The organism is Mycobacterium sp., assembly GCF_035633495.1.
Classification (GTDB): domain Bacteria; phylum Actinomycetota; class Actinomycetes; order Mycobacteriales; family Mycobacteriaceae; genus Mycobacterium.
Genome location: NZ_DASQEU010000079.1, coordinates 19252 through 45308, shown reverse-complemented (window position 1 = coordinate 45308; position 26057 = coordinate 19252). Strand labels below are relative to the sequence as shown.

The following is a 26057-nucleotide window of genomic DNA, read 5'->3' as shown; positions in this document are numbered from 1 at the left end:
CGCGGAGCAGACACGCACGCTCGCGGAGGAGGGGTGGGGCTAGATCGGGATCAGGCCGTGCTTGCGTTGCACGCGCTGAATCTGCTTGTCCCGCAACAGTCGCATGGCACTGCGCAGGTGCAACCGGGTCTGGTGGGGCTCGATGACCGCGTCGATGTAACCCCGCTCGGCGGCGATGTACGGGATCGCCAGATTCAGGTTGTAGCCCTCGATGAAGTCGGCCTTGATCTTCTGCACCTCGGGCGCCGTGGGATCGGGGAACCGCTTCACCAGTAACTGCGCCGCGCCGTCGGCACCGATCACCGCGATGCGCGCGGTCGGCCACGCGAAGTTCATGTCGGCCGTCAACTGCTTGGAACCCATCACCGCGTACGCGCCGCCGTAGGACTTGCGCACGGTGATGGTCACCTTCGGCACGTCGGCCTCGACGACGGAGTACAGGAACCGGCCGCCGCGCTTGATGATGCCGTTGCGCTCCTGCTCGACGCCGACCATGAACCCCGGGGTGTCGACGACGAAGACCAGAGGGATGTTGAACGAGTCGTTGAACCGCACGAAGCGCGCGGCCTTGTCCGACTCCTCGTTGTCGATGGCACCCGAGTTGTACATCGGCTGGTTGGCGACCACACCGACGGTATGCCCGTCGACGCGGGCGTAGCCGGTGATGATCGCCTGGCCCGCCTGGGCGGCAACGTCGAAGAAGTCGCCGTCGTCGAAGATCCGGAGCAGGATCTCGTGCATGTCGTAACCCATGTTGTCGGCGTCCGGCACGATCGCGTCGAGTTCAAGATCGTGCGGGGTGACCTCGGGTTCGAGTCCGGGGTTGACGATCGGCGCCGTGTCGAAGGTGTTGGGCGGCAGGAAGGTCAGGTAGTCGCGGACGTACTGGAAGGCCGCCTTCTCGTCCTCGACGACCTGGTGGATGTTGCCGTACTTGGCCTGGTAGTCGGCACCGCCGAGTTCGTCGAGTGACACGTCCTCACCGGTGACGTCCTTGATGACGTCGGGCCCGGTGACGAACATGTAGCCCTGATCGCGGACCGCGACGACGAGGTCGGTCTGGATCGGCGAATAGACCGCGCCGCCAGCGCACTTGCCGAGGATGATCGAGATCTGCGGCACCAGACCCGACAACAGCTCGTGACGACGGCCCAGCTCGGCGTACCACGCCAATGACGTTGCGGCGTCCTGGATGCGGGCGCCGCCCGAGTCGTTGATGCCGATGATCGGGCAGCCGACCATGGCGACCCACTCCATCAAGCGGGCGACCTTGCGGCCGAACATCTCTCCGACGGTCCCCTGAAACACCGTCTGGTCATGGCTGAACACGCCGACGGGCCGACCGTTGATCGTGGCGTGGCCGGTGACCACGCCGTCGCCGAAGATCGCGGTCGGATCACCCGGCGTCTTCGCCAGCGCGCCGATTTCGAAGAAGCTGCCGGGGTCGATCAGATCGTAGATGCGTGCGCGGGCGCTCGGAAGGCCCTTCTTGTCACGCTTGGCGACGGCCTTGTCTCCACCGGGCTCCTTGGCCAGCTCCAGCTTCTCGCGAAGTTCGGCCAGCTTCTCGGCGGTCGTGTGGGCACGGGTCGGTGCGAGGGCCTCTTCAGTCACGTCGCCTGCTTCTCCTTCTGGGCCAGCACGTCGGCTTCGATGCGGTTGATCGCCTCGCTCATGTGCGCGCCGACCTTCGCAATGTACGGCTCGTCGATCGCCTGGATGTGCTCGCCCCCGATGGCCACCACCTCGAGGTCGGACACGAATTCACTCCAGCCACCGTCGGGCTGGCGGACGGCGTAGCGCGGCTCGAACTTGATCGCGTCGTCGTGGTAGCGGTCGGCCATGTAGAGGGTGACGTGACCGTCGTACGGCTCGATCACCGCGGTGTCGATGGCACGGTTGTCCAGATACGACGTGCGCTGATGCTCGACGATCCCGCCGGGGATCTGCACGCCCGCGTCCCTCACCGCGTCCAGCACGAACTGCACCTGGCCCGCGTCGTCGAGCCCCTCCAGCTCCTCGTACGGGATCTCGGGGATCTCGACGTTGAACGTCTTCTGCGCGAACTCCGCGTACCGGTCCCAGCGCTTGCGGGTCTCCTCCTTGGTCTGCGGAACCTCCTCGCCCGCACGGACCGTGTCGATGAGCCCGACGAACTGCACGTCGGCGCCTGCCTGCTTGAGCCCGATGGCACAGGCGTACGCCAGCACGCCACCCAGCGACCAACCGGTCAGGACGAACGGCTTCCGTGCCCCTTCTCCCGTCGCTCCGCTCGTCCAGCCGTTGAGCTCGAGCAGCTTCGGCACGTACTGCGCGGCGCGCTCCTGGATGGTGCCCTCGACGCGCTCCAACCCGTACATCGGCGTGCTGGCGGGCAATCGCTTGAGCAGGGGTTCGTAGACCACCGTCGAGCCACCCGCGGCGTGGAACACGTAGACGGGCACCTCTTCGTCGGACTCCGCCTTGCGGATCGTCCGTACGAAGCCGTCGAGCTCGCCTGTTTCGAGGAACTCCCGCACCGTGGTCGCGAGCTCCTCGATGGTCTGCGCCTTCTTGACGTCCTCGGCCGTGATGGTGCCCTCGGCGCGCTCGGTCAGACGCTGCGCCATATTCTGCGCCTCGTCGTCGGACAGTGACAGCAGCGGGTTGAAGATGCCGCCGGGAGACTTGCCGGTGACGATCGCCCAGGTGGCGAAGGTGACCCGCTCGGCGGCATCACGCGGCGGCACGTCGGAGTTCAGCGCGTCGGCGAGGGCCTGCTGGTTGAGCACCTGCGCGGCGCCGGCCAGGTTCGGCGTCTTCGTCTCAGCCGCGGGCCCGGCAGGGTTGGTGGGCGGCGGCGGTGGCGGCGGGGGAACGCTCTCGGCAGGCGCATCCGCCTCGGCCGCCTTCTTGGCGAGCATCTCCTCGAGCTCGGCCACCGTCGTCGCCCCGCCCATCAGCTCGGCCTGGGCCGCGGCGATCTCCTCGTCGGTCTGCGTCTTCTGGACGTCCGCTAGTTCCTGAACCTCGTCCCGGTGCTCGATCGCGTACTCGATCAGCTTCTCGACGGCGTACAGGTTGGCGTCGCGCACCGCGGTCAACTGAATCGGCGGCAGGTCGAAGTCGTATTCGACGCGGTTCTTGATGCGGACGGCCATCAGCGAGTCGAGGCCCAGTTCGATGAGCGGCACCTCCCACGGCAGGTCCTCGGGCTCGTAGCCCATGGCGCTGCCGACGATCGTGCCCAAACGCTGGGCGATGGGCTCGCCGGACTCGGGTGACCACTTCGCAAAGGCCGCACCGAGATTCGCGCCTATGGTCAGGTTGTCACTCAGGATCGCGGCGTCATCATCGGACTCGTCGATCACCTGCGCGACGGGCACCGCCTCGGCGCTCACCGGGGACGCCGCGAGGGCAGCACCGGCGCCGACCGCGGTGGGCAGCGCAGTCGCCTGACCGGCGCGCGTCACGATGGCGTCGTACACCAGGGTGAACGACTCGTCGATGCGCGCGTGCACCTGAACCGTCGCACCACCGGGGTGCCGCGTCAGCGTCGTCACCAGCCGGGCATCGTCGGCCGGCACGGCGCGCTGCTCGTAGGCCGTCAGCTTGGCATCCGGAAGGACCACTGCCGCTGCGGCTTTCACCAACGCAGCCAGGTCGGTCGCACCGCGAGGGGCGTACTCCCAGACGTGGCGGCCGTCGGGCATCGCGACGTGCGTGCCCGGCAGAATGGTGGAGCCGTCAGCCGAGAACCGGACGTCGAGCCAGTGCGGCTTGCGCCGGAACTTGGTCGGCGGAATGTCGGCGTAGTCGGACGCGTCCGACGCGCGGGAGAACAGCGTGCGGAAGTCCAGATCGTGGCCGTGCACGAACAGCTGCGCCATGGCCGTGGCCATCGAGTCGACCTCGTCCTGCTTGCGCGCCAGCGTCGCGATCAGCTGCGCGTCGTGGAGTCCCGCCGATGCCGTCGTGAGCCCAACCTGCATGAGCGCCACGGGATTCGGCGCCAACTCCAGGAACGTCGTGTGGCCGTTGTCGACCGCGTTGCGGATGCCGTGCGTGAAGTACACGCTGTGGCGCAACCCCTTCTTCCAGTAGTCGACGCCGTGGATCGGCTCGCTACCCGCGCGGATGAAGCCACCCTCGTGGACGGTGGAGAAGTACGGGGTCTGCAACGGCAGCGCCTCGATGCCCTGCAACTCGGCCGCGAGCTCGCCGAGCAGCGGATCCATCTGCTGGGTGTGGCTGGCGCCCTTCGTCTGGAACTTGCGGGCGAACTTGCCCTCGGATTCCGCCCTGGCGATGATCGCGTCGACCTGCTCGGGTGGACCACCGATGACCGTCTGCGTCGGCGCCGCGTACACGCAGACCTCGAGGTCGGGGTAGTCGGAGAACACTCCTCTGATCTCGTCGGCGGAGTACTCGACGAGCGCCATCAGGCGGATGTACTCGCCGAACAGCATGGACTCGCCCTCACCCATCAGGTGGGCACGCGAGCAGATGGTGCGGGTGGCGTCGACGAGCGACAGGCCGCCGGAGAAGTAGGCCGCCGCCGCCTCGCCGAGCGACTGCCCAACGAGCGCAGCGGGTTTCGCACCGTGCGCCTTCAGCAGCTCACCGAGCGCGACCTGGATCGCGAAGATCACTGTCTGGGTGGTTTCGATGCCGTAGTCCTGGGAGTCGTCGAGGATCAGCTCGACGACGGAGTACCCGAGCTCGTCCTGCACCAGGGCGTCGACCTTGTTGATCCACTCGGCGAAGATCTCGTCGCGCAGGTACAGGCTCTTGCCCATCTTCCGGTGCTGCGCACCGAAGCCGGCCAGCACCCACACCGGTCCTCCTGCGACGGGGCCGTCCGCGGCCAGCACCAGCGGGGTCTGCTTGCCATCGGCCAACGCGCGGAGGCCCTTGACCGCCTCGTCGTGATCGTGGGCGAGCACCACGGCGCGGGACCGGCCGTGGTTGCGCCTGCTCAACGACCGGCCGATCGCCTCGAGCGACGACGCCCGACCCTCCGGACCGTCGATCCACTCGGCCAGCTCGGCGGCCGTGGCGCGCTTGCGCGAGGTCAGGAAGCCCGAAACCGCAAGCGGGACAAGTGGTTTGGTGGGTTCGGCCGACTCCGCAGAGTCCAATTCCTCGCGGGCGACCTCGAGCAGGCGCAGCGCCTCGTCGGTCAGGCCGGGCAGCTCGGGCTCGGCGTCGTCGGACGAAGCACTCGGCACGCCGTACTCGTCGTCGTCATCGTCATCGTCGACGAACTCGCCGTACTCGTCCATCCGCACGCCGCCGACGTACACGGCTTCGGACGCGGCGGACTTCACGGGCTCGGACTCGGGGGCGGGTTCCGGCTCGACGAGATCACTGGGAAGGACTTCGCGCACCACCAGGTGGGCGTTGGCGCCACCGAAGCCGAACCCCGACACTCCGGCGATTGCGTGGCCGCTGTAGCGCGGCCAGTCGGTCACGGTGTCGTTGACCTTGATGTGGATCTTCTCGAAGTCGATGTACGGGTTGGGCCCGGTGTAGTTGATCGACGGGGGCAGCTTGTCGTTCTTCAGCGAGAGCGCGACCTTGGCCAGACTGGCCGCACCCGCGGCCGACTCCAGGTGTCCCACATTGGACTTCACCGCGCCGAGCAAGGCGGGCTTGTCGGCGGCGCGACCCTTGCCGACGACGCGACCGAGCGCGTCGGCCTCGATCGGGTCACCGAGGATGGTGCCGGTGCCGTGGGCTTCCACGTAGTCGACGCTGCGCGGGTCGATGCCCGCATCCTTGTAGGCCTTGCGCAGCACCTCGGCCTGGGCGTCCGGGTTCGGCGCGAGCAGTCCGTTGGACCGCCCGTCGTGGTTGACCGCGCTGCCCGCGATCACGGCGATGATCTCGTCACCGTCGCGGCGGGCGTCGGCCACGCGCTTGAGCACCAGCATGCCGCCGCCCTCGGAGCGGGCGTAGCCGTCGGCGTCCTGCGAGAACGACTTGATCCGGCCGTCGGGTGCCAGCACCCCACCGACCTCGTCGAAGCCGACCGTGACCATCGGGGTGATGAGCGCGTTCACTCCGCCGGCGAGCACCACGTCGACGTCCCCCGCGCGCAGCGCCTTGACACCCTCGTGCACGGCCACCAATGACGACGAGCAGGCCGTGTCGATCGCCATCGACGGACCGCGGAAGTCGTAGAAGTACGAAACCCGGTTGGCGATGATCGAACTCGCGGTGCCGGTGATCGCGTAGGGGTGCGCGACCGCGGGGTCCGACACACTGAGCATGCTGTAGTCGTTCGTGGAGCTGCCGACGTACACGCCGACGCTGCCGCCGCGCAGGCTCGACGCGGGAATCCTGGCGTTCTCCAACGCTTCCCAGGTGAGCTCCAGGGCCATCCGCTGCTGCGGATCGACGTTGTCGGCCTCCATCTTCGACAGTGCGAAGAACTCGGCGTCGAAGCCCTTGATGTCCGTCAGGTAGCCGCCGCGGGTGCGCGCCTTGGCGACCCGCTCGGCGATCCGCGGCTCGCCGAGGAACTCCTCCCACCGGCCCTCGGGCAGGTCGGTGATGGCGTCGCGTCCCTCGAGCAGCGCCTGCCACATCTCGTCGGGGGTGTTCAGGTCGCCGGGGAACCGGGTGCCGATGCCCACGATCGCGATGTCGTCGACCTCGCGGGTGCGCGACCAGTCCTCGTCGCCGGTGTCGACCTCGTTGTCCTCGGGCTCGCCCTCGACGATCACCGTCGCCAGCGACTCGATGGTGGGATGCCGGAACGCGACGATAGCCGTCAGCGTGACACCAGTGAGGTCCTCGATGTCGCTCGCCATCGCGACGGCGTCACGCGACGAGAGGCCCAGCTCGACCATGGGAGCGGACTCGTCGATGGAGTCGGCGGCCTGCCCGGTGGCGTCGGCAATCCAGTTGCGCAGGTACTCCCGCAGTTCGGCGACGGTCTTGTCGGTGCGGGCCGGCCGGTCCTCGGGGGTGGGCTGCGAATTGTCTTCGGTGTCAGGCATGTTCACTTTGCTCTTCCGCCGCCGTGCGGCCTGGTTCGACGGATCGACCCGGCGGGTCAGTCCGTCTGGTCGGGGAACGCGTTCGCAATCTTTCCGCTGCGCAGGCTGTTGTCGAGATATGCCGCGCGGCAGGCACGACGACCGATCTTGCCGCTCGACGTACGGGGAATCGCGCCCGCGGGCGTCAGCAGGACGTCGCGCACGGTGACACCGTGCCGGACCGCGATGGCGGCACGGATCTCGTCCGCCACCGGTGCCAGGTCCATCTTGTTGGCGCCCGCCGCACGCTCGGCGACGATCACCAGTTGCTCGGAGGTGTCCTGCGGGTCGCGTTTGAGACCGGCGTGCGCGTTGTCGAACACGTCGTCGGGCAGCTGATTGGCAGGCACCGAGAACGCCGCGACGAAGCCGGTGCGCAGCGCCTTGCTGGCCTCCTGTGCCGAGTACTCGAGATCCTGCGGATAGTGGTTGCGGCCGTCGATGATCACCAGGTCCTTGACGCGACCCGTGATGTAAAGGTCGCCGTCGTAGAACGCGCCGTAGTCACCGGTGCGCACCCACGTGGCGTCGTCGGTCGCCCCCTCGGCGTGGGACGGGTTGGTCCTGGACTTCAGGATGTTCTGGAACGTCTCGACCGTCTCGGCCGGCCTGTTCCAGTAGCCGGTGCCCATGTTCGGACCGCTGATCCACACCTCACCGATCTGCCCGTCGGGCAACTCGGTGGCGGTTTCCGCGTCGACGATGGTGGCCCACTCGGACACGCCCACCTTGCCCGCGGAAGCCTGCGCGACGGCCGACGGCGCGTCCTCGGGGACCTCGACGAAGCGGTGCGCGTTCAGCTCGTCGCGGTCGACGTAGACGACCTTCGGCGGCTCGTTCGTCGGGGTGGTCGACACTAACAGGGTGGCCTCGGCCAGACCGTACGACGGCTTGATGGCCTTCGGGTTGAAGCCGAACGGGTTGAACGCCTCGTTGAAGCGGGCCACGGTAGCTGCGGAGATGGGCTCGCTGCCGTTGAGGACTGCCTTCACGTTCGACAGGTCCATCGGCGGCTCGCCGTCCCTGGGCACGCCACGGGCCGCGGCGTGGTCGAAGGCGAAGTTCGGCGCCACGGAGATGACACCGCCGGTGTCGTCGTCCTTGCGGGCCATCTCCCGGATCCACCGGCCCGGCCTGCGCACGAACGCGGCGGGCGTCATGAAGGTGATGTAGTGACCGACCACCGGCGGGATCATCGCCGTCACGAGGCCCATGTCGTGGAAGAACGGCAGCCAGGTGACGCCGCGGTCACCCTCGTCGCCACCGATGCCCTCGATGACCTGGACGATGTTGGTGGCCAGGTTCAGGTGGGTGATCTGGACCCCGGTCGGGATGCGGGTCGAGCCCGACGTGTACTGCAGGTACGCGATGGTGTCGTGGGTGACGTCCTCCTGCACCCAGGTGGCGCCGACGTCGTCGGGCACCGCGTCCACGGCGATGACGCGGGGACGCTCCTTGGCAGGCCGGGTGCGGAAGAACTTCCGCACCCCCTCGGCGGAGTCGGTGGTGGTCAGGATCGCGGTCGGTTGGCAGTCGTCCAGCACGGCGTGCAGCCGGCCGACGTGTCCGGGCTCGGCCGGGTCGAACAACGGGACCGCGATCCGGCCCGCGTACAGGACGCCGAAGAAGCCGACGAGGTAGTCCAGGTTCTGCGGGCACAGGATGGCGACGCGGTCACCCGGCTGAGTGACCTGCTGCAACCGGGCGCCGACCGCCTTGTTGCGGGCGCTGAAGTCGCGCCAGCCCAGGTTTCGCGCGACGCCGTCGCGTTCGGTGGAGAAGTCGATGAACTGGTATGCGAGATTGTCGCCGCGCACCTTCGCCCACTTCTCGACGTGCCGGACCAGGTTGCCATTGTCGGGAAACCTGATCAGGCCGTTCTTCAAGAACGGGTTGTGGAATCCCATTTCACACTCTCCTGTCGACGCCGATCCCGCCTCCAAGAACGGACGAGGCCAAACCTCAAGATCGTACCGGGGCGCGGCGGTCTGCTTCCGGACCAACTGCGCGTGGCACCTCACCGCGTTTCTGGGGCGAGCGTTCTTACTTTTCTCTTAATGTTAGGTGACCTTCTAGCAGAGGCCAAATCCGCGACGGCCGCGGGCCACACCCACCGCGGCCCAGCAAACGATGGCCGCAATTCATCCGTGTTTGGGGTGTGGTGCGTTGTCGATGACGCCCCGCGCCCATGCTTCCGTCCACTGCGTCGCCGTCTGGCCGTCGAGGTTCCAGAACTCCGGGGTGCTGTACAAGGCGTGCACCGGTTGACCCGCGCCTCCGCTGAGGACCTCCAACGTCTTTGGCAGGTTGACGATCGAGAAGGCGCCCTCCGGCGCCGAGCAGATCAGGTCACCCGTCCCGCAGATCTGATTCGTCCGGTCGTTGAGCGTGCCGAAGCCACCGGGCCGCGGCCCGCTCATCGTCAGACCGAGTGCCGACAGGGTCGGCACCTCCTGCAAAGTGATCTCGGCGCCCTGCCCGGCCGGGTTGGGACCGATGTCCTGCCCCACTGCGTCCTGCCTGCGCCCGTCGGCGATCAACGTCACGCCGAGGACCAGATCCGCGTCGACGGGACCACGGCCGTTGCCGATGTCGCTGGCGATGTCGCCCCCGATGACGGCGCCCTGCGAGAACCCGACGATCACGTAGCTCGTCAGCGGGCAGCGATTGTTCATGTCGGTCAACGCCTGGATCGCCGCTCTCGTCCCCTCGGTGCGGCTGTCGTTGTAGGACATCTGCTTGTCCGCCGAGAACGGATTGTGGAACTGCGCCGTGTACGGAACCGTGTACAGGGCCACCCGGTCCTCGCCGAACGCCTGGCGCAGCGGGTTCGTGACGTTCAGCAGCAGCGCGATCGGGAACTGCGTCGGATTGACGGGATCGAGTTGGGGCGACGACTCCCAGGTGCCGGGAATCGACAACACCATCACGTCCGCGCAGCTGGCGTCCTGAAACTCAGGCCGCGGCTTCTGGCCAGGCGTCGTCGCCCCGGTCGGAGGCTGCGCGGTCGGCGGCACGGCGCTGGGGGGCAGCGGTTCCGGCGCCCTCATGACGATCCATAGTCCGACGACGACGAGGCCGACCAGCACCGCCACCGCCCCGGCGGCAGTCAGGGCGAGAACGACGTGGCGCTTGCGTCGGCGAGTGGTGGCCATGAAGTGGGGAGGTCTCCTACTAGCAGAGTGTGTCGGTAGCGATGCGAATGTAGTCGGCGGTCGCGGCGTTGACCTGCCCGGCGGGTGCCGCCACCGACTCGCCGTACGAGTCCCTGACGTCACCGCGCACCATCGGCAGGACGAAGTCCCACACCACCTGGTCGCTGTGGTTGGCGGCCCGAGCCTGACACACGTACGAACCGATGCTCAAAGCCGACAGCTCACTCGACGGCTTCACGCCCGATCCGATCAGCGCGTCGAGGAATGAGCGCTGCGCCGGTGTGACCACCAACTCGGGCTCCTCACCCGGCTCCGCGGCCGGGGGCTCGGCGAAGGTCTGCGCGCTGGCGCCCGCCGCGGTGGTCTCCGACGGTGGCATGCCGATGGTTGCCAAGACGTCGTCGCCCATGCCACAACCACTGACCATCAATGCCGCGCAGGCCATCGCGGCGCTTGCCGTTCGCGGTCTGCAAAGGTGCACGCCTCCAAGGTACCGGCTGAGATCACCGGACCCTGGGAGGCGTTTGCTGAATCGGCGCTCGCGGGCGCCTATCTGATGGCGGCGACCAGGTCACCGGACATGGCGGCCAGCTGTGGACCCCAGCTGCCCCAGTCGTGCTGACCCGAGGTCGGGAAGTCGAAGTGCGCGTTGTGGCCGCCGACGGCGCGGTAGTGCTGATAGAAGGTGCGGTTGCTGCCGGCGGCCTGGTCGCAGTAGCCGATCATCGCGACCGGGTCGGTGCACTTCAACGCCGCCGGGCTGTAGACCCACAGCCGAGTGTTGTTGTCGACCAACAGCTGTACGTGGACGTCGGGGTCATGCCACTTCCAGCGGCCGAGCTGCGCCGCACCCCACATGGCTTGGGTGTTGACGCCGCCGTACTGCGCCATCCCGGCGGTGATGGCGCCGTTCAGTGCGGTCGCCGATGGGGTCAGGAAGCCCGACAGCGAGCCGGCGTAGCGGAACCGATCCGGGTGGAAGGTGGCCATCATCAAGGCGCCCGTGCCGCCCTGGGAGGCGCCTACGACGCCGTGCCCGTTGGGTGCCAGGCCCTTGTTCGCGGCAAGCCAGTCCGGCAACTCCTGGGACAGGAAAGTGTCCCACTGCCTGCCGCCGTCGGCCTCCCAGTTGGTGTACAGGGTGAAGGCGCCGCTGGCGGGCGCGACCACCGAGATGCCCTTGCCGGCCAGGGTGTTCATCGCGTTGCCCGCGGTCACCCAGTTGCTGACCGGATCGCCCGCGTTGAAGGCGTCCAGCAGGAACACGGCGTGCGGGCCACCGGCCTGGAAGGCGACCGGGATGTCACGGCCCATCGCCGCCGAGGGAACCATCAGGTACTCGACGCCGTCGGCCTTCGCGATGTGGGGGCTTGCCATCCACAGACCGACGGCCAGAGCCAGGGCGAACGTCGTTCGGAAGAGCGTCGAGAGCAGCCTCATACCCACCTCACCAATCTGTTGATCACCTGAGCGCCCGCCCGCCCGGGTCTCCGCGGAACGTAAGCAGCAACGTTTAGTGAATCACATCACGACGGCGGGCCGCGCCGGAAACGAACGACGGCGGCGACCCCCGAGGGGATCGCCGCCGCCTATCCATCGCTTTTTGCTACGCCGCGGGAACGGCGTTCAGGACACGCTGGATGTCCGGCTTCATCTGCTGAAGCTGCTGACCCCAGTAGCCCCAGTCGTGCGTTCCGCTTTCGGGGAAGTTGAACACGCCGTTGGTGCCGCCGGCAGCCAGGTAGTTCTGCTGGAACGTCTTGTTGGTACGCAGCGTGAAACTCTCGAGGAACTTGGCGGGCAGGTTGTTTCCGCCCAGCCCGCTCGGGGTGCCGTCGCCGCAGTAGATCCAGATGCGGGTGCCGTTGGCGACCAGCGTCGCCATGTTCACCATCGGGTCGTTGTACTTCCACGCCGGATCGGTCTCGGCGGGGCCCCACATGTCATCCGCCTTGTAGCCGCCCGCGTCACCCATCGAGGTGTTCACCAGACCGGGCCACCAACCCTCGGAGAGGTTCAGGAAGCCCGACAGAGAAGCCGCGTACTGGAACTGCCCCGGGTGGTGGATCGCCAGGGTCAGCGCTGCCGAACCGGCCATCGACAGGCCTACGGCCGCGGTGCGGGTCGAGTCGACGCCGTTGTTGGCCGCGAGGTACGCGGGCAGCTCGGACGTCAGGAACGTTTCCCACTTGTACGTCGAGCAGACGCCGGTCTTCTTGCTGCAGGCCGGCTTGTACCAGTCGCTGTAGAAGCTCGACTGACCGCCGACGGGCATGACCACCGAGAGACCCGAGCCGTTGTACCACTCGAACGCCGCGGTGTTGATGTCCCAACCGTTGAAGTCGTCCTGCGCACGGAGACCGTCGAGCATGTAGACGCCGGGCGAGTTCGGCCCGCCGCTCTGGAACTGGATCTTGATGTCCTTGCCCATGCCCGCAGACGGAACCATCAGGTACTCGACCGGAAGGCCCGGCTTCGAGAATGCCCCTGCTGTCGCCGAGCCTCCGACGACGCCAACCAGTCCCGACAGCGTCCCCGCCGCCAGGGCCGCGACCGCGAAGCGGCGCGCCATCTTCCCTACGAAACTCATGCTTGTATAGATCCCATCTGTTCGAATGCCGCACGACAGACGCGCTGCGTGCGGATGTAGTCAACCACACGCAGGAGTGATAGCTCTCTCCTGCGAGTGTCCTGCCTGGTCACCGACTCAGCCATTGAGTGTGGCAATCAGGTCGGGCTTGAGGGCCTGCAGCTGCTGACCCCAGTAAGCCCACGAATGGTTCCCCTCGGGTGGGAAGACGAACGTGGCATTGGTGCCACCTGCCTTGGCGTACTTCTCCTGGAAGCGCTTGTTGCTGTTGATGGCGAGCGATTCCAAGCTGTTGGCGTTGAACGACTGGCCGGGATCGACGTTCTCGTCGAGGGGGCCACCCCCGGGGGCGCAGTAGACCCACAGTCGCGTGCCGTTGGCGACGAAGCGGTCCACCTGCAGCACGGGATCGTTGCGCTTCCACGCCGAATCCCACGGCGGGCCCCACATGTTGTCCACGTTGTAACCGCCGGCATCGAGCATCGCGACCCGGATCGACTGCTTCATGAAGAGCGTCGACGGGTTGAGGAACCCCGAGAGCGACGCTGCGAAGCTGAACTGTGCGGGGTGATACGCCGACAGGATCAGTCCTGCGCCACCTGCCATCGACAGGCCGACGATGCCGTTGCCGGTTGGCGACACCTGCTTGGTGGACGCGAGGTACGACGGGAGTTCCCGGGTCAGGAACGTCTCCCATTTATAGGTATAGGTCTGGTCGTTGAAACTCGACGGTGAATACCAGTCGGTGTAGAAGCTGGACTCGCCGCCGACGGGCATGACCACGGCGACGCCCGACTGGTTGAACCACTCGAACGCAGGCGTGTTGATGTCCCAGCCGTTGAAGTCGTCCTGGGCGCGCAATCCGTCGAGGAGGTACACCGCCTTGCTCGGCGACGTGGCAACCGCGGTCGCGGGGACCGCCGGGGTGGCGGGGGCTGCCGGCGCGGGCGCCGGGGCAACTGCGGGCTGAAACTGGACGCGAACGCTGTGGCCCATCGCCGCGGAGTAGACGTCGAGATACTCGACGGGCAGGCCTTCGCGGGAGAACGCGGAAGCCGCCGGAGTTCCGCCCGAGACGTCGCCGATCGTCGTCATGGCGGGCAGCGACAACATCACGGCAAGCGCCACGACCGCGCGCCGGAGTCCGGGACTCGTGGCGCCGGGGCGCGTCATCATCCACATCGGTCGCACTCAACCATCCAATTTCGTATGTCCGGTGCCGCTGATCGGCGGTTTCCGTGGCACAGCACATGGCAAGCGTTGAACCTCGACTGCTTATCGCCTGAACGTGGCCTCAGCGTTACCAAAGCAGAAGAACCCGTTGGCAAACAAGTCCCGTGGGCTTGGTCACGGTCCCGTCGCGGGCAGGCCGGTGTACGGCGGCGCCTTCGTCGGCGGGGGCTGGAGGCCGCATCGTGCCAGCTCATAGAGCGGCACGCGGTCGATCCGATACTTCGTGAACTGCCATGCGTGAAGCACGTTGGAGGTGAAGCGTTTCAGCCCCAATGGGTCCCGCACCGAGCTGAGCATGGCCTCGGTCTCCGGACAGGTCAGCGCGACCTTGGCCTGTGACACCCAGTCCTCGTCGAGGTAGGGCGGAATGTAGGGCCGCTCGGGCAGGAACGGCCCCTCGGCCACCGCCCAGTCGGGGAACAGGTTCTTGTCGTGACCGATGCGGGCGTCCTCCAGTCGCGCGGTGTGCGCGGCCAGCGGGTTGGCCAGCCCGATCTGGTCGATGACCCGGACGTCGAGGCCGACGTTCATGCCGAGCATCCCAAGGTTGGTGAAGAACACCGTGTGGGGGCCGCGGCGCTGCTTCTCGGTGAGCGGAGGTTCACCGGGCGGCGGGGGTGGAGGCGGGATCGCGGGCACGACGTCCCACTGGTCGTAGTTGCCCGCCGGAAGCAGAAGAGCGCCTTCCGGGGTGTTGTCGATGGCCTCGATGACGGCGCGCATTCTCGGGTAGTCGAGGTAGTCCGCGGCCGTCAGCGGATGCGCGTGCCCCGTCGCCTGCGCGTAGAAGCGCCGTTCGTCGACGATGCCGGAGTACGTCACCCGGGTCGCGTCGGCACCGAGACCCGGCGAGTTCGCCGCCCACAGCGACCAGCCGACGACCGCCAGCCAGAACACCGCGGTCGCGCCTGCCAGCAGATAACCCGGACCGCGGACCGCCCGCATCCCGGACGGAAGCACGACGGGGATGACCGAGATCGGCGCGAGCAGACAGAACAACGGCGTCAACAGCACGCGGCCGTGCATGAAGTCGCCACCCTGACGGATCCAGTAGAGGGCCTGCAGCAGACCGCTCGCGAGCATGAACACCACGACGGCCGTTGGACTTTGGACGATGCCCGCCCATCGCCCACGACTAACGGTGACCGGACCGCGTTTGCGCCACAGCAGACTCCGGACGCCCAGCAGAAGTAAACCGAGGCCAGCGAGGAGGACCAGTGGCACCCACAGGAAATACGGCTGGTTGAAGTTGGTGAGGTAGACGAAACCCTGCGACCACTTGGAACCCGACGCGTCCTTGGCGACGGCGGTACCAGGGACGAGAAGCCCGTAGTACCCCATCCGGAACACCTGGTAGAGGACGGGCAGCAGGCCGCCCGCGACGACGATGAGGAGCCGCCGACGCCAGCCGCGCGCCGCGACGAGCATCATCACCAGGGCGAGTCCGCCGATCAGTGCCAGCTCCGGACGGACCAACACGCTGAGGCCTGCGACGAACGCCAGTACCCCTTCGAACGCTCGGCCCGTGGCGTTGCCGGGGGGCTCGTTCGGCGCGGACCGATTGACCCTGGGCGCTTGCGACCAGCACACCATCATCCACCAGAGCAGGCCGAGATAGGCCAGTACCAAACCGTTTTCGAGCCCCGACGTAGCGAAGTCGCGAGCAGGGGGAATCGCGATGTAGACGAGCGCACCCGCGGGAAGCAGCAGCGCCCGCCTGCCACGCAACCCCGGCGCGTAGAGGCGGCCGGTGCCCAGCATCACGAACACGACACCTGAAATGCTGAGCGTCAATGCCAGCGTCAACGCCACGTACTCGAGCTTCAGCGGACCGCCGATCCACGCGCCCAGGGTGACGAGGTACGTCCACACCGTCGACGTGTTGGCCTCTACCCGCTCGCCCGCGTTGAAGACGGGACCGTTACCCGCCAACAGGTTGCGCACGGTGCGCAGGACGATCAGACCATCGTCGGCGATCCACCTGCGCTGCCAGGCGCCCCAGGTGAACAAACCCCCGACCACCACCACGCTGAGCCAGAGGCTGATCCGCACGGTGGCGGTGAAGCGAAATGCCGGCCAGCGCGCCATGCGGCGCTTCAGCCCCTCAGCTGAAGTAGGCCGCTGCACAGACGCTTCCGATCCACGCCACGGCAAGCAACTGCAGCACGCGGTCGCGCAGCGCGATGTCCTCCGGTTCGCCTGCGAGTCCGCCGTCGACGTCCACGGCGTAGCGCAGGATCGCGATGGTGAACGGGATCATCGACACGGCGTACAACGAGCCGCCCGCCGTGCGGTCGCGCTCGAACGCCCACAGCCCGTAGCAGAGCACGACGGCCGTGGCCGACAGCGTCCAGACGAAGCGCAGATAGGTGCTGGTGTAGCTCTCCAGCGACTTGCGGATCTTCGCGCCGGTACGCTCGGCGAGGCGAAGCTCGGCGTACCGCTTGCCTGCTGCCATGAAGAGCGAGCCGAACGCCATGACGAGCAGGAACCACTGTGACAGTGGGATGTTCGCGGCGACGCCGCCGGCGATCGCCCGGATGAGGAAACCCGACGACACGATGCAGATGTCGAGCACCGCCTGATGCTTCAGGCCGAAGCAGTAGGCCATCTGCACCGCGATGTAGATGCCCATCACCAACGCCAGATTCGGCGAGACGTACCACGCGAGGCCCAGCGAGACGGCACCGAGTACCACCGCGAGGCCGTACGCCAGCGTGACGGGAACCACCCCCGCCGCGATCGGCCGGAAGCGCTTGGTGGGATGCGCGCGGTCGGCTTCGACGTCACGGGCGTCGTTGATCAGATAGACGCACGACGCCGCGAGACTGAACGCCACGAACGCGATCAGGACGTTGACGCCGTCGTGGAAGTCGAATCGGACGTCGCGTCCCAGCGCCGCCACCGGGGCCGCGAGCACGAGCAGGTTCTTCACCCACTGGCGTGGCCGGATCGCCTTGACGACGCCGGTGACGAGATTCTTGGGCGGTCCCGCCACCGGGGGCGCTTCTTCACTCATGCGGGCTCACCTGTCTCCTTCCGGTCCGCTCGATCGCCGATGGCGCCGACCGTCTTGGCCACGACGGCACCGACTACCACGCCAGCGAGCACGTCCGTCGGGTAGTGCACGCCGAGTACCAAGCGGGACAACGCCATCGGCGGCACCAAGACCCATGGCAGTGGGAGTCCCGTCGCGCGGGCCAGCAGAATCGAGGCGGCGGTGGTCGACGTCGCGTGCGCAGAAGGGAAACTCAGCCGGCTCGGCGTCGAGACGTTGACGGCGATGGACGGGTGATGCGGGCGTTCCCGCTTCACCACACGCTTGATGACGACCGCGCACGCATGGGCGACGAACGCACCGATGCCGGCGGTCAGCCAGACCCGCCGACGTCGTGGCTGCAGCAGCGCCCCGACTACAGACACCCCGACCCAGCCGGCACTGTGCTCGCCGAAGAGCGACAACGCACGCGCGCCAGGCAGTACGCCCGGGCGCCCGGTGAGGGTCGACTGCACGGCGACCAGTGCCGCATCCTCGCCACGCAGGGTCTCGGTCACCGGGAGGCTTCTGCGGGGGACGTCTGGGAGGGCATCAGGACGGTCTCCCACTTCTGCTTGCTGGTCAGCACGGGCAACGCGTCGCGATACACGCGCCGCATCTTGTTGAACTTCCGTGCGAGCGCAACGTGTTGCCGCAGTGAGGTTTTCAGGAGCGCGAACATCTTCGCACGGTCCCGCTGCCGGTACACGACACCGCGTCCGTCGGCCGTAGTGACCGTGACGCCGTCGACCTTGCAGAGCAGGAACCAGCGGGCGTCCTGCATGGCGACGTTGAGCTGCGGCCGCTCGTGATGCCCGCGGTCTTCCCTGCGGAGCTGGTGCAGCACACCGCGCCCGAGCCGAAGTCCGATGGCGGGCAACGAGACCGGCGGCTTGTGCACCTTCCGCCTGCCCGACGGGGGGGGCAGAGAGGTGGCACCGGGCAGCACGACCGCGTCGGGAAACTGCTCGCGCATCTTGCGCACGTCGGGCAGCGCACTCTCGAGGATCGAGAAGATGTGCTCTGGTCCTGCGAGGAAGTCGGCGATCGCGCGGTTCTGGATCGCCACGGTCGAATACTCAAGGCACAGAAGATGTTTGAATGTCGCTCTAAGAGAGCTTCCCAGTAGGCGGTTGAGCTTGCCGTCCCAGTGAATGGCGGCCACCACCAACCGGTTCCGCAGGTGGAAGTAGGCCTGCCAGTCGATGGCGTCGTCCTTGTCGCTCCACGCCATGTGCCAGATCGCGGTGCCGGGCATCGTCACGGTGCCGTACCCGTGCTCGGCGGCGCGCAGACCATAGTCGGCGTCGTCCCACTTGATGAAGAGCGGTAACGGCTGACCGAGCTCCTCGGCGACGGCACGCGGGATCATGCACATCCACCAGCCGTTGTAGTCGACGTCGATGCGACGGTGCAGTTCCCTGCTTCGCTTGTCCTCGTCGGCCAGCGGGAACTTGGCGAAGTCGTGGTCGTATTCGGTGTTGGGCGCGTTGGTCCACATGAAGTTGTCGCGGTTGACCACCTCACCCATCACGTGCAGATGACTCGGCTCCTGCAGGTTGAGCATCTGGCCGCCGATCAGCGTCGGCATCTTGGCGAATCGGTTGAGCGCCAGGGCGCGCAGGATCGAATCCGGCTCGATGCGGATGTCGTCGTCCATGAACAGGATCTGTTCGCAGTCAGTGTTCTTCAGCGCCTCGTACATCACCCGGCTGTAGCCACCGGAGCCGCCCAGGTTGGGCTGGTTGTGAATGGACAACCGGCCCTCGAGCGGTGCGGCGGCGGCAGCGAAGTCGGGGTGGTCGCGGGCCTTCCTGGTGCCCTGATCGGTGACGATGACCGCACCGATCACCTCGTCGACCAAGGGATCGGACGTCAGCGCGGCAAGGGCATTCACACAATCCGACGGCCGGTTGAAGGTCGGGATGCCGACGGCGACGTTGGCCCGACTCGGCGCGGGCTGCGGCGCGTACCAGCCCGCGCTGTGCAGCGTCACCTTGGTGTCGGTGGTCACGTCGAACCAGATCCAGCCGCCGTCCTCGAACGCGTCGAGTCCGATCTCGAACTCGGCGAAGGTGGGCGATGCCGAGTCGGCACTGCCGACCGCGCTGCCTCCCACCGTGATTCGCGCACCAGTGGCCTTGGAACGGTAAACGTCGACGCGCGCGCTGCCGGTCAGCTCGACGCGCAACACCACCGATTCCAGGATGGACCAACGACGCCAGTAACTGGCGGGGAAGGCGTTGAAGTACGTCGCGAACGACACTTCGGAATCGGCGCCGATCTCCAACTTGGTGCGGGTCGGAGCATGAGCCCGCCGCGCGTTGGTGCTCGACTCCTCGATGTAGAGCTTGCGGACGTCCAGCGGCTCACCGGGGCGGGGCAGGATGATGCGGGACAGCAGGCTGACCGCCTTGGACTGTCCGGCGTCGAGCGCGCCCGAGGGAATGTCACTCATCATGTGCTGCTTTCTGTTCCCGGATCGCTGAGCGGCGCACCGTCGCGCAGGTGCGGCGCCAGCGTGTTGTCGTACATGTTCAGCGCACTGGCGATCGCCATGTGCATGTCGAGGTATTGGTAGGTGCCGAGCCGTCCCCCGAACAGCACCTCCGCCGACGCGGTCTCCGCCTTGGCTCGCGAGCGGTACGTGGCGAGCAGATCGCGATCGGCCTCGGTGTTGATCGGATAGTAGGGCTCGTCCTCGGCGTCGGCGAACCGCGAGTACTCACGCATGATGACGGTCTTGTCCGTCGGGTAGGCGCGCTCGGGATGGAAGTGCCGAAATTCGTGGATGCGGGTGTACGACACGTCGAGGTCGTTGTAGTTCATGACGGGGGTGCCTTGAAAATCCCCGCAGCCGCGGACGACCTCGAGCTCGAAGTCCAGCGTGCGCCAGCCCAGCCGCCCCTCGGCGTAGTCGAAGTAGCGGTCCAACGGGCCGGTGTACACCACGGGCGCGTCGGGGTTGGCCGCGCGGAGCTCGTCGCGCACGTCGAACCAGTCGGTGTTCAGCCTCACCTCGATGCGATCGTCGGCGGCCATGTTCTCGAGCCAGGCGGTGTAGCCACCGACCGGCAGACCTTCGTACGTGTCGTTGAAGTAGCGGTTGTCGAAGGTGTAGCGCACCGGTAGCCGGGCGATGTTGGCGGCGGGCAGGTCCTTCGGGTCGGTCTGCCACTGCTTGGCCGTATAGCCCTTGACGAACGCCTCGTACAGCGGCCGGCCGATCAGGGAGATGGCCTTCTCCTCGAGGTTCGCCGCGTCTGAGGTGGAGATCTCGGCGGCCTGCTCGGCGATCAGCGCGCGCGCCTCGTCCGGTGTGAAGTACCTGCCGAAGAATTGCGACACCAGGCCAAGGCCCATCGGGAACTGGTAGGACTGCCCGTCGTGCATCGCGAAGACGCGGTGCTGGTAGCCCGTGAACTCGGTGAACTGCCCGACGTAGTCCCACACCCGCTGGTTGGACGTGTGGAAGAGGTGCGCACCGTACTTGTGGACCTCGATGCCGGTCTCCGGCTCCGGTTCGGAGTAGGCGTTTCCGCCGATGTGGGGCCTGCGCTCGATCACGAGAATGCGCTTGTCCAGCTGCGTGGCCACGCGTTCGGCGATCGTCAGGCCGAAGAATCCGGAGCCGACGACGATGAGGTCGAAGCGGCCGGCGGGCCGAAGCGCAGCGACCTGGGAGGGGGGAGCTGTCATCGGCAGCAAGGGTATCCGACGGGAAGGTCGCAGCCCGAATGCATGGTCGGCCGGTCGCTACGCCATGGCAGGTCGCAATTCGCTCACGATTCCGCATCGTCACCCTAGACACACCAGTCTCAGCCGTACCATCGAACGCGTTGCATCAGAACAGCTGTAGTCCAGAAACCCGCAGTCCAGAAACACGGTCCAAGAAACACTGAGGAGACTTCCGTGCCTAACCGTCGTCGACGCAAGCTCTCGACAGCCATGAGCGCAGTCGCCGCCCTGGCCGTCGCAAGTCCAGTTGTAGTTGTCGCATTGTCCGACCTGTCCACCACCAATGAAGCGGCACCACAACACCGCGAGTTCGTCCAGGCCGCCCTCGTCACCGACCTGCCCAACGAGCTGCTCGGAGCGCTGTCCCAGGGGCTTTCGCAGTTCGGCGTCAACCTGCCGCCGCTGCCGACCGGGCTCCTGACGGGATCCGGCGCACCGGCGGCGACGACCCTGACCAGCCCCGGTCTTGCCAGCACGGGGCTGACGGCTCCGGGTCTCACGGCTCCGGGTCTCACGGCTCCCGGCTTGACGGCGCCGGGACTCACGACGCCCGGCCTCACTACGCCAGGTCTCACCACCCCCGGCCTCACGACACCGGGTCTCACCACCCCCGGGCTGACGACGCCCGCTCTCGGGGACGCCGGGCTGGCGAATCCGGCACTCACCAATGCGGCGCTGACCAGCCCCACCGGAGCATTGCCCGGGCTGACCACGCCTGCGGCCAACACCGGCCTGGGCCTGGGCGTGCCCGGCGCAGGTGAGATCCCGATCGCCAATCCCATCGGGCTCGACCCGGCCTCGGGTACCTACCCGATCCTCGGTGGCGATCCGTCGCTCGGCCTCGGCGTGCCCGCGGCGACCACCGGCGGTAGCGGAGGTTTGCTCAGCGATCTCAGTAGCGCCGCCCAGACCCTCGGCGCCGGACAGGCGATCGACTTGCTCAAGGGCATGGTCATGCCGATGATCACGGGAGCAATCCAGAAGGGTGCAGCAGCGGCTCCCGCGGCAGCAGCAGCTCCCGCGGCGGCTGCCGCAGCGATTCCAGGCGCCTAGATCCTGCGACGAAACGGCACCGCAGAAGCCATCAACGGGCTCTGCGGTGCCGTTGCGCGGCAGAAGTGCTCCCGACACACCGTGTCGAAACACTGGTAACACCTGACGCATACGTAACATCGGGCCGTGCCGTGTCGCCGCCAGTTGCCGTCGCTGCTCTTCTCTGCCGTCGCGGCGACGGCAGTGATGTTGCCGCTGGCCATGTACGGCATGCCCAGCGCGCCCGACCGGACACCGCTTGCCACGACCCCGCTCATCGTCGAACGTCCACTCACCGGTGTCGGCGGCGGCGAGACCATTCGCGAACTGCACCAGGCCACCCCATTCGCGATGGTGGCGCTCACCGCCGATGATCTCGGCGGGACGTCCGCCCGCGTCCGCGCCAAGAAGGCCGATGGTTCGTGGGGACCGTGGTACGAGGCGGAGACGCTTGAGGGCGTCGGCCCCGATGGCGCGGTTCGCGGCACCGAACCCGTCTTCGTCGGCCACACCACCGACGTCCAGATCGCGGTCAACCGGCAGAACACCGGCCCAACCGTGAGCGCCCCCGTGTCGACGCCTCCGCCGGCCGGGCCGAAACGAGATCTCGGGTACATCCCAGCCAACGTCGAGCAGCCACTGAGCCAGGACCTCAAGGCCGTCCTGATCACCCCGCCGCAGGCACCCGTGGACATCTCGTCGCTCCCACCGGAGGCAGCCACCCCCCCGGGTGTTCCACCCGCCATCATCGGGCGGACGCAGTGGGGTGCCGCCGAGTCTCAGGTATGCGGAAACCCGGTGTACGACCACGGTGTACGCGCCGGCATCGTCCACCACACCGCAGGCAGCAACGACTACACCCCCGAGGACTCCGCGGGAATCGTCCGCTCGATCTTCGAGTACCACACCCGCACCCTCGGCTGGTGCGACATCGCCTACAACGCGCTCGTCGACAAGTACGGCCAGGTGTTCGAGGGCCGTGCGGGCGGCATCGACCGTCCCGTCGAAGGCGCACACACCGGCGGCTTCAACGCCGACACCTGGGGCGTGGCGATGCTCGGCAACTTCGACGACGTGCCGCCGACGCCCATTCAGCTGCGCACCACGGGCCGGCTGCTCGGCTGGCGCCTCGGCTTCGACCACGTCGACCCGATGGGCACCGTCGTCCTCACCTCGGCGGGCGGTTCGTTCACGAAGTTCGCCAGGGGCGCGGCCATTCCGCTACCGACGATCTTCACGCACCGCGACGTCGGGAACACCGAATGCCCCGGCAATGCCGCCTATGCGGCCATGCCCCTGCTGCGCGACACCGCCGCCCACTTCAACACCCCCATCGGGCCCAGGGACCTGGCCGACACGCTGCGCGGCGGTGGGATCTTCCTGAAATGGGCGTCGATGGGGGGCGAGGCCAGCCCGCTGGGTGCGCCGCAGACCCCGGAGACGCCCGGCGACGGCGCGTCCCGCTACGTGACGTTCGACAAGGGAGCGCTCTACTGGTCGCCCGACAGCGGTGCGGAGCCCGTCACCGGATCCATCTACGAGGCATGGGGAAAGCTGGGCTTCGAACGGGGCGCGCTGGGCCTGCCGACCAGCGGCGAGATCCAGGAGCCGCAGTGGATCGTGCAGAACTTCCAGCACGGCACGCTGAACTTCGACCGTCAGAACGGGACGGTCACCCGCGTCATCGACGGCGTCGCTCTCGAGATTCCGCTGGATCAGGGCGACTCCCCCATCCAGCTCGAGCGTTTCACACCCATCGACGACAGAAGCTGACGGGAAACTAGAGCCACCAGCGTTCGAGGACGCGCGCCAGCCCGTCGTCCGAGTTGGGCGTCGTGACCTCGTCGGCCGCTGCCTTCGCCTCGGGGTGTGCATTGCCCATCGCCACCCCGAGACCGGCCCAGAGCAGCATCGGGATGTCGTTGGGCATGTCTCCGAAGGCGACGACGTCCCCGGCCGTAATGCCCAGCGGTCTGGCGACCTCGTCGACACCGGTCGCCTTGCTCACGCCGAGCGGCACCACCTCGATCAGACCGTTGTTCGTCGAGTAGGTCAGGTCACCCTCGATGCCGACGTGTGGGGCCAGCGCGGCCGCCATGTCGGCACTCCGTGCGCCGGCCTTGCGGATCAACAGCTTGACCGCAGGCGCACCCAGCACGTCCTCGAGCGACACCTCGGTGTTGTCGGGATTGAGCCAGGCGTGCTCGTATCCGGGTGAGCTCAGGAACTGCGGGGTCGCGGCGTCGTGCGCACTCCGGCCGACGCGCTCCACCGCGAGTCCGGCCCCGGGAATGACGCGCGTCGCCACCTCGGCCAGCTGAGCGAGCACCTCGACGGACAGCGTCTGGGCGGACAGGATGCGATCGGTGGCCGAGTCGTACACCACGGCACCGTTCGCGCACACCGCCATGGGCGCGAAGCCGAGGGCGTCCACGACCGGGGCGATCCAGCGGGGTGGCCGTCCCGTCGCGAGTACGAACTGCGTGCCCGCGTCGACGGCGGCCAGGACGGCGGCCTTGGTGCGGGGTGTGACGAGCTCGTCTTCGTCGAGCAGGGTGCCGTCGACGTCGGTGGCGATGAGGGTGGGCAGCACTAGTGGTTCTCCGACTCGTTGCGGGCGCGTTCGGCGAGTTCGGCTTCTTCGCGTGCCCTGGCCTCTTCCATGGTCGGGGCACTGCCGCCGAGCCAGCGGGGCACCCAGTAGGCGCCCCGTGGGTGATCGTAGGACTGCTGAACCACGTGAAGCAGTTCGGTCATCTCCGCGCGGAGCTCGTCCGTCAACTCCACCGCGGTGCCGGTCGGCGGCAGGGCTGCGCCCACCGCGACGGTGATCGGAATCTTCTTGCGGCCCAGGTTCTTCGGGTGGTCCTTGGTCCAGATGCGATGGGCGCCCCAGACGACGAGGGGAACGGTCGGCACCTGCGCCTCCAGCGCCATCCGCGAAGCCCCGGTCTTGAACTCCTTCAGCTCGAAGCTCCGGCTGATGGTGGCCTCGGGGTACACGCCGACGATCTCGCCTTCGCGTAGTCGCGCGACGGCCACGGCACGGGCGTCGGCGCCCGCCCGCCGGTCCACCGGGATGGTCTTCGTGTGCCTGATCAGGAAGTCGACGGCCTTCACCCTCTGCATCTCGGCCTTGATCATGAAGCGCAGGCGCCGCCCACGGAACATCGCGGCGAGTGCGGCGGGGAGGAAGTCGAGATAACCGGTGTGGTTGATGGCGATCACCGCGCCGCCGGCGGCTGGGATGTTGTCCAGGCCCCGGTAGGTGATCTGCGTGCCGGTGGCTCGCACCACCGTCCTGGCCGCGATCTCCAGCGCTCGGAAGACCGGTTCCATGCCACCACTACCCCGAGGACTCGTCCGGTTCGGATCGTGATGCCATCCGGCGCCTGGCCTTCTCGGCAGCCTCCTCGGCGTCCATCCGATCGGCTTCTGCGAGCGTCGGTGCACCGCCGCCGATCCGGCGCGGCACCCAGAACTCGCCTGCCGGGTGCTGCCCGTAGGCGACCTGAGCCCGCTCGAGGAGGTGCTGCATGCGCGAGTGCAGCAGCGCCGTCAACTCGGCCGCAGGCAACGTGGGCATGATGGGCTCACCGACCGTCACGGAGATGGGCACCTTGGGCCGCAGCATCTTTCGCGGATGCCCCTTGGTCCAGATGCGCTGGGCCCCCCATACGATGTGCGGGACGATCGGCACGTCCGCGGCAATCGCCATGCGCGCGGCACCCGACTTGAACTCCTTGATCTCGAAGCTTCTGCTGATCGTCGCCTCGGGGTAGACGCCGACGAACTCGCCTTCCTTGAGCTTCTGGCAGGCCTCGGCGAAGGAGGCCGCGCCGCTGTCGCGGTCCACCGGAATGTGGCGCAGGCTGCGCATGATGGGACCGGTGATCTTGCTGTCGAAGACTTCGCGCTTGGCCATGAAGCGCACCTTGCGGCCGCGGCCCTGCTTGAAGGCGGGCAGTCCCGCGAAGGTGAAGTCGAAGTAGCTGGTGTGGTTGATCGCAATGACGGCACCGCCCGTGACGGGTAGGTTCTCCACACCGGCGACGGTGAACGTCAGCCCCTGCAGCCGAAACACACAGCGGGCGAGGTTGATGATAGTTCCGTAAACCGGCTCCACGACCGCTAGCCTAGTGCTGCCACCTCGCGGACCGGATGGAAAGGTCGCGCTCGAGGAGCGCCGTACGAGTGGACCCGCGCGCCCCGGGTAGGATCGATCCGGCGCATACCCCGCAGGGAAG

General features: G+C 67.5%; 18 protein-coding genes. 2 read left to right on the top strand and 16 right to left on the bottom strand.

Annotated elements, in window-relative coordinates:
* Positions 1 to 39 precede the first annotated feature (39 nt).
* The 13 genes from VET27_RS12720 to glf form a co-directional block, all read right to left on the bottom strand.
* On the bottom strand, positions 40 to 1614 hold the full coding sequence (locus VET27_RS12720) for an acyl-CoA carboxylase subunit beta (protein WP_526518569.1): 1575 nt from the start codon (positions 1612 to 1614) through the stop codon (positions 40 to 42).
* Positions 1611 to 6986 carry a polyketide synthase Pks13 gene (pks13, locus tag VET27_RS12715; protein ID WP_526518566.1) on the bottom strand — a complete coding sequence of 1792 codons (5376 nt, stop codon included), beginning with the start codon at positions 6984 to 6986 and terminating at the stop codon, positions 1611 to 1613. Before pks13 ends, VET27_RS12720 begins: the two co-directional genes overlap by 4 nt.
* Positions 6987 to 7042: 56 nt before the next feature.
* Positions 7043 to 8932: a long-chain-fatty-acid--AMP ligase FadD32 gene (fadD32, locus tag VET27_RS12710; RefSeq protein ID WP_526518564.1), complete on the bottom strand. Its 1890-nt coding sequence runs from the start codon at positions 8930 to 8932 to the stop codon at positions 7043 to 7045.
* A 234-nt stretch (positions 8933 to 9166) separates the two neighbouring features.
* Positions 9167 to 10180, bottom strand: a complete 1014-nt coding sequence (culp6, locus tag VET27_RS12705) for a carboxylesterase Culp6 (protein WP_526518562.1) — start codon at positions 10178 to 10180, stop codon at positions 9167 to 9169.
* 19 nt (positions 10181 to 10199) lie between these two features.
* A complete protein-coding gene (locus VET27_RS12700; RefSeq protein ID WP_526518560.1) occupies positions 10200 to 10589 on the bottom strand; it encodes a DUF732 domain-containing protein in 390 nt (129 codons plus the stop codon).
* A gap of 140 nt (positions 10590 to 10729) precedes the next feature.
* Entirely contained in the window at positions 10730 to 11620 is an 891-nt protein-coding gene (locus VET27_RS12695; RefSeq protein WP_526518558.1) for an alpha/beta hydrolase, read from the bottom strand.
* Positions 11621 to 11786: 166 nt separating this feature from the next.
* Positions 11787 to 12770 carry an alpha/beta hydrolase gene (locus tag VET27_RS12690; protein ID WP_526518556.1) on the bottom strand — a complete coding sequence of 328 codons (984 nt, stop codon included), beginning with the start codon at positions 12768 to 12770 and terminating at the stop codon, positions 11787 to 11789.
* 117 nt (positions 12771 to 12887) lie between these two features.
* Positions 12888 to 13883, bottom strand: coding sequence for an alpha/beta hydrolase (locus tag VET27_RS12685; RefSeq protein WP_526518632.1), 996 nt, complete (start codon positions 13881 to 13883; stop codon positions 12888 to 12890).
* 234 nt (positions 13884 to 14117) lie between these two features.
* On the bottom strand, positions 14118 to 16091 hold the full coding sequence (aftB, locus tag VET27_RS12680) for a terminal beta-(1->2)-arabinofuranosyltransferase (protein WP_526518554.1): 1974 nt from the start codon (positions 16089 to 16091) through the stop codon (positions 14118 to 14120).
* A 16-nt stretch (positions 16092 to 16107) separates the two neighbouring features.
* The gene (locus tag VET27_RS12675) at positions 16108 to 17022 is read right to left on the bottom strand and encodes a decaprenyl-phosphate phosphoribosyltransferase (RefSeq protein WP_526518552.1); all 915 of its coding nucleotides are present in this window, start codon (positions 17020 to 17022) and stop codon (positions 16108 to 16110) included.
* Entirely contained in the window at positions 17019 to 17558 is a 540-nt protein-coding gene (locus tag VET27_RS12670; protein ID WP_526518550.1) for a phosphatase PAP2 family protein, read from the bottom strand. The genes VET27_RS12675 and VET27_RS12670 overlap by 4 nt, the downstream gene beginning before the upstream one ends.
* A complete protein-coding gene (locus VET27_RS12665; RefSeq protein WP_526518548.1) occupies positions 17555 to 19498 on the bottom strand; it encodes a glycosyltransferase family 2 protein in 1944 nt (647 codons plus the stop codon). The genes VET27_RS12670 and VET27_RS12665 overlap by 4 nt, the downstream gene beginning before the upstream one ends.
* A complete protein-coding gene (glf, locus tag VET27_RS12660) occupies positions 19498 to 20739 on the bottom strand; it encodes a UDP-galactopyranose mutase (RefSeq protein ID WP_526518545.1) in 1242 nt (413 codons plus the stop codon). The genes VET27_RS12665 and glf overlap by 1 nt, the downstream gene beginning before the upstream one ends.
* Before the next feature lie 213 nt (positions 20740 to 20952).
* Between glf and VET27_RS12655 the strand changes: the two genes are divergently transcribed.
* The gene (locus VET27_RS12655) at positions 20953 to 21831 is read left to right on the top strand and encodes a hypothetical protein (RefSeq protein WP_526518543.1); all 879 of its coding nucleotides are present in this window, start codon (positions 20953 to 20955) and stop codon (positions 21829 to 21831) included.
* A 186-nt stretch (positions 21832 to 22017) separates the two neighbouring features.
* Positions 22018 to 23583 carry an N-acetylmuramoyl-L-alanine amidase gene (locus VET27_RS12650; protein ID WP_526518630.1) on the top strand — a complete coding sequence of 522 codons (1566 nt, stop codon included), beginning with the start codon at positions 22018 to 22020 and terminating at the stop codon, positions 23581 to 23583.
* A 7-nt stretch (positions 23584 to 23590) separates the two neighbouring features.
* Here the strand turns inward: VET27_RS12650 and VET27_RS12645 are convergent, their stop codons facing one another.
* The 3 genes from VET27_RS12645 to VET27_RS12635 are packed head-to-tail and all read right to left on the bottom strand — an operon-like array spanning position 23591 to position 25936.
* Complete coding sequence (locus tag VET27_RS12645; RefSeq protein ID WP_526518541.1) at positions 23591 to 24403, bottom strand: Cof-type HAD-IIB family hydrolase; 813 nt, start codon at positions 24401 to 24403, stop codon at positions 23591 to 23593.
* Positions 24403 to 25149: a lysophospholipid acyltransferase family protein gene (locus VET27_RS12640; RefSeq protein WP_526518538.1), complete on the bottom strand. Its 747-nt coding sequence runs from the start codon at positions 25147 to 25149 to the stop codon at positions 24403 to 24405. The genes VET27_RS12645 and VET27_RS12640 overlap by 1 nt, the downstream gene beginning before the upstream one ends.
* A 7-nt stretch (positions 25150 to 25156) precedes the next feature.
* Positions 25157 to 25936 carry a lysophospholipid acyltransferase family protein gene (locus VET27_RS12635; RefSeq protein WP_526518536.1) on the bottom strand — a complete coding sequence of 260 codons (780 nt, stop codon included), beginning with the start codon at positions 25934 to 25936 and terminating at the stop codon, positions 25157 to 25159.
* Between the last annotated feature and the right edge of the window lie 121 nt (positions 25937 to 26057).

What these genes read in the sequence shown, in the direction of transcription:
- VET27_RS12700 (WP_526518560.1), bottom strand. Translation starts at nt 10,589, where the DNA reads ATGGGCGACGACGTCTTGGCAACCATCGGCATGCCACCGTCGGAGACC.
- VET27_RS12640 (WP_526518538.1), bottom strand. Translation starts at nt 25,149, where the DNA reads ATGGAACCGGTCTTCCGAGCGCTGGAGATCGCGGCCAGGACGGTGGTG.
- aftB (WP_526518554.1), bottom strand. Translation starts at nt 16,091, where the DNA reads ATGGCGCGCTGGCCGGCATTTCGCTTCACCGCCACCGTGCGGATCAGC.
- VET27_RS12685 (WP_526518632.1), bottom strand. Translation starts at nt 13,883, where the DNA reads ATGTTGTCGCTGCCCGCCATGACGACGATCGGCGACGTCTCGGGCGGA.
- VET27_RS12675 (WP_526518552.1), bottom strand. Translation starts at nt 17,022, where the DNA reads ATGAGTGAAGAAGCGCCCCCGGTGGCGGGACCGCCCAAGAATCTCGTC.
- pks13 (WP_526518566.1), bottom strand. Translation starts at nt 6,986, where the DNA reads ATGCCTGACACCGAAGACAATTCGCAGCCCACCCCCGAGGACCGGCCG.
- VET27_RS12695 (WP_526518558.1), bottom strand. Translation starts at nt 11,620, where the DNA reads ATGAGGCTGCTCTCGACGCTCTTCCGAACGACGTTCGCCCTGGCTCTG.
- culp6 (WP_526518562.1), bottom strand. Translation starts at nt 10,180, where the DNA reads ATGGCCACCACTCGCCGACGCAAGCGCCACGTCGTTCTCGCCCTGACT.
- fadD32 (WP_526518564.1), bottom strand. Translation starts at nt 8,932, where the DNA reads ATGGGATTCCACAACCCGTTCTTGAAGAACGGCCTGATCAGGTTTCCC.
- VET27_RS12690 (WP_526518556.1), bottom strand. Translation starts at nt 12,770, where the DNA reads ATGAGTTTCGTAGGGAAGATGGCGCGCCGCTTCGCGGTCGCGGCCCTG.
- glf (WP_526518545.1), bottom strand. Translation starts at nt 20,739, where the DNA reads ATGACAGCTCCCCCCTCCCAGGTCGCTGCGCTTCGGCCCGCCGGCCGC.
- VET27_RS12650 (WP_526518630.1), top strand. Translation starts at nt 22,018, where the DNA reads ATGTTGCCGCTGGCCATGTACGGCATGCCCAGCGCGCCCGACCGGACA.
- VET27_RS12665 (WP_526518548.1), bottom strand. Translation starts at nt 19,498, where the DNA reads ATGAGTGACATTCCCTCGGGCGCGCTCGACGCCGGACAGTCCAAGGCG.